5 protein-coding genes and 2 pseudogenes are annotated in these 7134 nt (G+C 68.8%); 3 read left to right on the forward strand and 4 right to left on the reverse strand.

Annotation, left to right across the window (positions count from 1 at the left end; translation table 11 throughout):
• A partial coding sequence (locus ACWD01_RS36735) for a hypothetical protein (protein ID WP_451168242.1) occupies positions 1-539 on the reverse strand: 539 nt, incomplete at its 3' end.
• Positions 540-1029: 490 nt separating this feature from the next.
• On the opposite strand from ACWD01_RS36735, the gene ACWD01_RS36740 reads away from it, so the two are divergent.
• Positions 1030-1563 carry a hypothetical protein gene (locus tag ACWD01_RS36740; RefSeq protein ID WP_451168244.1) on the forward strand — a complete coding sequence of 178 codons (534 nt, stop codon included), beginning with the start codon at positions 1030-1032 and terminating at the stop codon, positions 1561-1563.
• A gap of 274 nt (positions 1564-1837) precedes the next feature.
• Here ACWD01_RS36740 and ACWD01_RS36745 read toward each other — a convergent pair whose 3' ends face one another.
• On the reverse strand, positions 1838-2692 hold the full coding sequence (locus ACWD01_RS36745; protein ID WP_451168246.1) for a trypsin-like serine protease: 855 nt from the start codon (positions 2690-2692) through the stop codon (positions 1838-1840).
• A 111-nt stretch (positions 2693-2803) separates the two neighbouring features.
• On the opposite strand from ACWD01_RS36745, the gene ACWD01_RS36750 reads away from it, so the two are divergent.
• Both ACWD01_RS36750 and ACWD01_RS36755 read left to right on the forward strand, forming a co-directional pair.
• Positions 2804-3442: a response regulator gene (locus ACWD01_RS36750; RefSeq protein ID WP_451168248.1), complete on the forward strand. Its 639-nt coding sequence runs from the start codon at positions 2804-2806 to the stop codon at positions 3440-3442.
• A gap of 325 nt (positions 3443-3767) precedes the next feature.
• Positions 3768-4866, forward strand: a pseudogene (locus tag ACWD01_RS36755) (helix-turn-helix domain-containing protein).
• Positions 4867-5133: 267 nt separating this feature from the next.
• Here ACWD01_RS36755 and ACWD01_RS36760 read toward each other — a convergent pair.
• Positions 5134-6123, reverse strand: a complete 990-nt coding sequence (locus ACWD01_RS36760) for a reverse transcriptase domain-containing protein (RefSeq protein WP_451168250.1) — start codon at positions 6121-6123, stop codon at positions 5134-5136.
• A gap of 612 nt (positions 6124-6735) precedes the next feature.
• Positions 6736-6849: pseudogene (locus ACWD01_RS36765) on the reverse strand (IS701 family transposase); the annotation flags it as partial.
• Positions 6850-7134: the final 285 nt, after the last annotated feature.

The following is a 7134-nucleotide window of genomic DNA, read 5'->3' on the forward strand; positions in this document are numbered from 1 at the left end:
CCCTCGGTGTCAAGGGTGAAGGTGTACTTCACCGGACCGGCGGGACGCCGCGCCAGGGTGATGTTCTCCTTCACCCGGCCGGGACCGACCTGGTACTGCAGATCGGCGCCGCCTGCCGCACCCTTGTAGGTGACCGTGCCGCCCCTGACCTCGGGCTTCAGCTCCCCGCCCGAGCCCACCAGACCCAGCGTGACAGCCTCACCGCTGCCGGCCTCGAACCGCAGCAACCGGCCGGGGTCCGAACCGAACCAGCTCCGGCCCGTGTTCGTCGTGTTCGCGAAGTCGAAACCCTTGGCCTTCGTCGCTCTGACCGCGGTGTCGATCGACTTCCACGACTTCGACGACGCGTCCCGGTAGGAGGTCGGCGCCGCCGACAGCTCCGCCTCGACCCGCCCGTCCGACAGCTGCCAGAAACGCGCGTTGGACGTCCGGCGGTCCGTCAGCTCCTTGACCCGCTTGGCCTTCGGATCATTCTTACCCTTGGGCAGCTTCTGCCGGTCGGCTATTCCCAGCTTTCCGTACGACGGGGGCTTTTCCACCCCCTCTCCATCATCCGAGAACCAGCCCGCGACGGTGTCGACGATTCCCTCGCCGCTGCCGCCGGAACTGTCCGAAGCCGGTGCCGCATACGCCACTTGTGGCAGCAGCGTGCTTGCCACCGCCGAGACAACCAAACAGGAGATATATCTCCTGTAGGGAACTTTCACCTCTATACCTTTCGGCATCAACGACCCACCCGCCGTACGCGAAATGGGCACGCCGAACGAGCCGGAGCGAAGGTTTCCGCCCGGTTGGGGGTGTTGCTGCGCAACGCGAGCGAGAACGGACAAAACCCGAACTCACCCACGTGGCAGCCGATTTCTATTCACTGACACGACGTCATGTCAAGCGGACGGACAATCAGGAAGATAACCGGCGCGAAAGCGAGGCGATCCGCCCGTTTCCTCCGCTCGCTCGCGCCGCACCGAAGGTGTGGTGTATAACTGCCCGGTTCACCGTCAGCCGACTCACCGAAAGCCGGTCCCGCTCATGTTCTCCAAGGAATCCACGGAAAGCGCCGAGCCGGAAAACGAGGCAAACGCCAAGAGCGCGGCGATTGCCGAAACAGCCGCCGGCGATTCGGTGAACGAAAGCGCCACAAGCGACGGCAAAGGCACGGGCGGACGTCAGGGCCTGGCGATCGCCGTCGTGCTGCTGCTCGCCTGTGGCGGGCTCGTCGGCTACGGCATGCTCAACACCGACGAGCAGGAGCCGAAGCCGCGCGCGGTGCCGACCGTCGAGGTGACGTACGAAGTCACCGGCGAGGGCACGGTGGAGATCTCCTACCTCGCCCGCAGCGAGGCAGGCGCGGCCACGGTCGAGAAGGGCGTCACCCTGCCGTGGAAGAAGACAGTCGACGTCCCGGTCGGCAAGAGCCCGACAGTCGCCATCGTCCTCGACGGCAAGGGCGGCCAGGCCGCCTGCACCCTTGCCATCCGCGACAAGCACGTCCAACGCGCCACGGCAACGGGCGAGTACGGGCGGGCCACGTGCACGGGCGAGCTGCCCGCCGCCGACCACTGATCAGCCACGCAGAGCAGCCGTCTCGCGTGACGACAGGCCTGGGCCCGCGCCCGGCGGGACAGCGAGGCGCGCAGCACCGGCTGCCCCTCGGTCGGCAGGTCCAGGGCGTGGCGCAGGCCCGTACCGCCGACGACGGAGGAGAGGATCTCCAGGATCTGGATCTGGTGGTGCTGCTCGCCCGCGACGGCCGAACTCCCGGTCCCGGCAGCGGCGTGACGCGTAACGGCGTAACGCGGACGTCCTCGCGGCGGGCGGTGGCGGCGGGTGGTGGCGGTCAGGAGGCCGCCGCCGCCCGCTCGTACAGCGCGCGGGCCTCCGCCCCGAACAGCACCGCCGTCGACTCCGCGTCCGTGTCGCCGCCGCTCAACACCACGATCAGCCGCCCCGGATGCTTCGGGTCCCGGTAGTCGGCGAGCCACGGGCTGCCGCTCGTACCGTCCCAGAACCCGCCGCACTCCATCAGCATCGAGCCGTCCAAGTCCGGGTCGTCGGCGGTGTCCGTGGTGCACGCGACGGCCTGGTTCGCCGGGTTGTGCTCCTCGTTCGGGTAGCCGACGACGGTCACCCGGCGCCTCGGACCGGACGACCAGTCGGGCGCCGCCGCCCCCACCACGTGCTGGACCTGGCGGCCCCGCTCGTCCGGGTCCAGCGTCAGAAAGGCGTAGTCGTGGGCGTCGTCGCCGTCGTCCTTCCACCCGTCGTCGACCTGCACCGCGCGCACCTTCCACGTGCCGTACGGGGTGGTGCCGCCCGCCCCGTGGAACCCCGGCGCGAACGAGAAGTCCTCCTTGGCGGACCCGCCCCCGAACACGCAGTGCGCGGCGGTCGTGACCATGTTGCCCTTCGGGCTGTCGACGACGCTCGCGGTGCACCAGTGGCCGTTCTCCCCGTCCTCCCCGTCGAGCAGTACGCCCACGGACGGCAGCCCGGCGAACGGCACACCGGAGCGCTGCGGCGCGGGCGTCGCCGCCGAGGCGTTGGATCCCGCGCTCTTCCCCCCGTCCGCGTCCTTGCGGGGCGCCGGACGCGACGGGCCCGCACACGCGGTGGCGGCGATCAGGACGGCGACGGCGACCAGCCATATGAGCGACCTCGCCAGCGGCCTTGCGAGCGGCCTTTTCCAGTGCATAGCCCCCATCCTTGCCCATGGCCGGCAGGGGCAGGCATCGCCCGTGCGCCCGGGGTCCTTGCAGCGCCTATGCTGAGGGCGCTCACGAACGCTTGAGTGGGGTCCGGCCGTATGAACCGTTCAGCAGTGCAGGTGATGATCGTCGATGACGAGATCCTGATCAGAGAGGGACTCTGGCGGATCGTCGACGGATTCGACGGCGCCCATGTCGTCGCCGTCTGCTCGGGCGGGACCGCCGCCCGCGAAGCCCGGCTGCGCCGGCCCGACGTCGTGCTGCTGGACATCAGGATGCCGGACCGCGACGGGCTCAGCGTGCTCGCCGAACTGCGGGCGCTGCCCGAGCCCCCGGTCGTCGCCATGCTCACCACCTTCGACGCCGACGAGCACCTCTCGGCGGCCCTGCGTGGCGGCGCCTCCGGCTTCCTCCTCAAGGACACCGCTCCCGAACAGCTGCAGTACGCGATCCAGCAACTCGCCGCGGGCGGCAGCGTCATCGCGCCGAAGGTGGCGCGGACCGTCGTAGGCGGCTATCTACGCGCGGAGGCGAGCGAGCCGTCGCCGGGCCCGCCGGGCACTCACCGTATGGAGGAGGACCTCACCGCGCGGGAGCGCGAGGTGCTGGCCCTGCTCGCCGAGGGGATGTCGAACACCGAGATAGCAAAACGGCTGTTCATCGGCGCGACCACCGTCAAGGACCACGTCAGTACGCTGCTCGGCAAGCTGGGAGTGACCAACAGGCAGCGCGGCTGACCGCCTCCGGCAGCCCGCACGCGGACCTGTGGTCCCGCGAGGTCAAGGCACACGCGGTCGACGCCGCCCATCGCGCGCTCCAGGAACTGCCGCTGCTGGTCGGGGCGGGCGGCTTCCGGGCCGACTCGGCGCTGGCCAAGGCCCGCGCGGACGTCGGCGGCCTGCTCTATGCCGACGGCATCCACGACTCGCTACTGCGATCGGCCGGACGCTGCCCTTGCCGAATACCTCATCCACGCAGGTGGGATCGGGTTTGGGCGTTGGCCGAGGCCGATCGAGTCGCCGGTATCGCGCGGCGCCGGTTGGCGCGGCATGATGATCGGTCGTGCTGCTGAGACTGGCGTACCTGGGTGTGACGAACGCGTTCGCGATGCTGCGACTGCTGCCGATGAGCGACCGGGAGAAAGATGTCGAGATCCTGGCCTTGCGCCACCAGATCGGCGTTCTGGAACGGCAGCTGAACGGGCAGCAGGTCCGGTTCCACGCGAGCGACCGGGCGTTTTTGGCGTCGCTCCTCCATGGCCTGCCACGGGAAGTGCTGCGCCGGATGAGGCTGCTGGTGCGGCCGGACACGGTACTGCGCTGGCACCGCAACGTCATCGCCCGCCGACACGCTTCCCAGTCCCGGCCGAAGCGCGGAGGCCGTGCCCCGCACCGTGCACTCGATCCGGGCGCTGGTGCTGCGCCTGGCCAGGGAAAATCCAAGTTGGGGCTATCGGCGCCTGCACGGTGAGCTGCTCGTACTCGGGGTGAAGGTGGCAGCATCCACGGTCTGGGAAATCTTGAAGGAGGCCGACGTCGACCCGGCGCCCGAGCGGGCCTCCAGCACTTGGGCGGACTTCCTGCGCTCCCAGGCCGACGCGCTCCTGGCGTGCGATTTCTTCGAGGCCGTCACTCTGCCCGGGGCCCGCTTGTACGTGTTCGCCGCGATCGAGCACGCGAACCGCCGGATCCGGATCCTGGGCGCGACCGCGCACCCGACCGCGTCCTGGGTGGTCCAGGCTGCGAGGAATCTCGTCATGGACCTCGAGGACGCCGGCTGCCGGGCTCGCTATCTGATCAGGGATCGGGACGGGAAGTTCCCACGGCCGTTCGACGAGGTGCTCAAGGACGCGGGTATCGAGGTGGTGCTCAGAGGCGTCCGGATGCCGCGCATGAACTCGATCATGGAGCTGTGGGTGCAGACCTGCAGGCGAGAGCTGCTAGACCGTACGTTGATCTGGAACCAGCGCCATCTCCTGCACGCCCTGCGCGAGTTCGAGACGTTCTATAACGAGCACCGGCCGCACCAGGGTCTTGCGAATGCCCGCCCTCTCCACTCGCTGCCCGCTCCGATCGAGGACCCGGACCGGATCGCCCATCTGGACATACGACGGCGAGCGCGACTCGGCGGCACCCTCCACGAGTATCAACATGCCGCCTGACCAGCATGGAGGAGGTATTCGGCAAGCGCAGCGTCGGTTGCAGGCGCTTCGCTGTGCGGTCGCGCAGCAGCAGCCACTGACTCGCGTCGGCGCTGCCTGAGCGCGCAGCCGGCCCATGCAGCAGCACGGCGTAAGCCGACCTCTCCGCCTTGCCCGGGGCGGCATACTGGCCTGGCGCCTCCGGGGTCGGGAATGACCTCGTCATGCCTTTCCAGGCCTTGTCCGCGTTCGGAGTGCTGAGCATCGGCCCTCCCGGGCTCAATAGGGTCATGCAGTGAAGTACACAGTGATCGCCGTTTTTTCCACCGACAGACGCAGTCCCATCGGGGCGAGTACTTCCGCCACCTGGGTGCGCATGTCCTCGGCCTGTCCACGAGTCCCGGTCACGGCGATCAGAAAGTCGTCCGCATACCGGAAGAGCCGGTAGTTGGGCAGATTCTGCCGACGTCGCCGGGCCCGCTGGCCTGGCGTGGAGTTCGGCCCGCCCGGACCGGCCGCGATGAACTCATCGAGAACCGACAGGGCGATGTTGGCCAGCAGCGGCGAGAGGATCCCACCCTGCGGAGTGCCGGAATCGGTGTTCCTGGACTGGCCAGCCTCGCTGAGGATGCCCGACTTCAAGAACGCCTTCACCAGGTCAAGGACGCGCCGGTCTCCGGCTCGGCGACGCACCCGGCCCATCAGGGCCGTGTGGTCGATCGAGTCGAAGCACGCCTCGATGTCCCCCTCCACCATCCACTCATAGGAGTTCTTGGCGAAGTGGTGTGCCTCGGCGAGCGCGTCGTGAGCCCGGCGCTTCGGGCGGAACCCGTAGGAGCACGGGAGGAAATCCGCCTCGAAGATCGGCTCCAGTACCAGCTTCAGGGACGCCTGGACCACCCGGTCCCGCACGGTCGGAATACCCAGCCGACGGCGCTTGGCCGTCCCCGGCTTGGGGATCATCCTTTCCCGCACGGGAAGCGGACGGAAGGTGCGGTCCTTCAGGTCGGACCGCACCTCGTCGAGGAATGCCTCGACGCCTTGCCCGTCCTCCACGGAACGGGCCGTTTGCCCGTCCACTCCGGCCGAGCGCGCGCCCCTGTTCCTCCTCACCCGAACCCACGCGACCAGCAGGAACGCGGTATCAGCAACGAGATTGAACAGGTCATCGAACCGGCGATCACGATCGTCGGTCGCCCAACAGTGCAGTTTGGTCTGCATCTCCAGTACCCGGCGCTCGGCCTTGAGCAGCGCGAACTCCAGCGCGTCGGTATTCACCAGCGGCCTCCTGGCATTGCAGCATCCTCCCTGCCGACTTGCTGGCCCCCTTCGCCATGCACGGAGCTTTCCTCCGCTCGGACTACTACGGGGCCTCCGCCCCACCTGCGGACCTCAGCCGGCAACGGGCCTGCCCTCCTCGCCGGACCGGCTGTCCGGAGAAGAAGGGCGACCGCAGGCGGTTCCCACGTTCACCATGTGCCGATCGGCCAGGTCGGCGTCCCGCTACTACCCCGGCAGCATCACCACGCCTACGCCGCAGACCTTCAGCGTGGCCTCCCCACCGGCAGTTGGAGACCGGCTTCGGAGTTGACCGCCCCTGCCGAAGCAAGCGGTCACGCACTGCACCCCGGGTCCATATCCGCCAGATTGGAGCCCGGTGACAAGACTTACGGAGCTTTACACGGATTCCTCTTCGTACGCCTTCTGGCCTTGCTTGCCGAACCCGACGCGTCTGGCAGTACCGCGCCGTCCCGGCGTTGTCAGGGCTGTTTCCCGTCCTCACCGGCGTTCCCCGGCCCGGACTGCCCTCAGCTTCTACCTGGCCGCTGCGACGGCCCGGCGGTGGAGGTCTCGCACCTCCACTCGGTCACATGGCGCCTCGTGGCGCACCCAGCCGTTCTTGCGGGCCACCGGGGCGAGCAGCGCCCGCACGTAGTCCCGCATCCGGCGGCGGGGTTCGACGCGGCCGAAGTGGTGCCCGATGGTGGCGAAGAGGCGGTCCAGGTCGCGGTCCCAGGTCTCAGCTGCCTGTTCGGTGATCACGGCCTGAGGCTTCCCCGGCCCGGGACGACATCGCCGCCGTGGGCACTCCTTCGAGGGGCCCGCGGGCAGAAGCCGTCCATGACAGCGCCCTGCCGCTACGCTCCCACCGCTCCACGTTCCCCCAGGTCAAGCCACGAAGTACTGCTGGAGTACTAGTACTCCAGCAGGACTTTGGTGTCTGACCTGGGACGATGCCGGGCGGCTGGAGTGTAGCGGGCGGTAGTTAGTCAGGGGCGGTCTTGAAGA

It is taken from the genome of Streptomyces sp. NPDC002835 (assembly GCF_053591995.1).

Coding starts and splice junctions, on each gene's coding strand:
- ACWD01_RS36750 (WP_451168248.1), top strand. CDS start 2,804: ATGAACCGTTCAGCAGTGCAGGTGATGATCGTCGATGACGAGATCCTG.
- ACWD01_RS36740 (WP_451168244.1), top strand. CDS start 1,030: ATGTTCTCCAAGGAATCCACGGAAAGCGCCGAGCCGGAAAACGAGGCA.
- ACWD01_RS36745 (WP_451168246.1), bottom strand. CDS start 2,692: ATGCACTGGAAAAGGCCGCTCGCAAGGCCGCTGGCGAGGTCGCTCATA.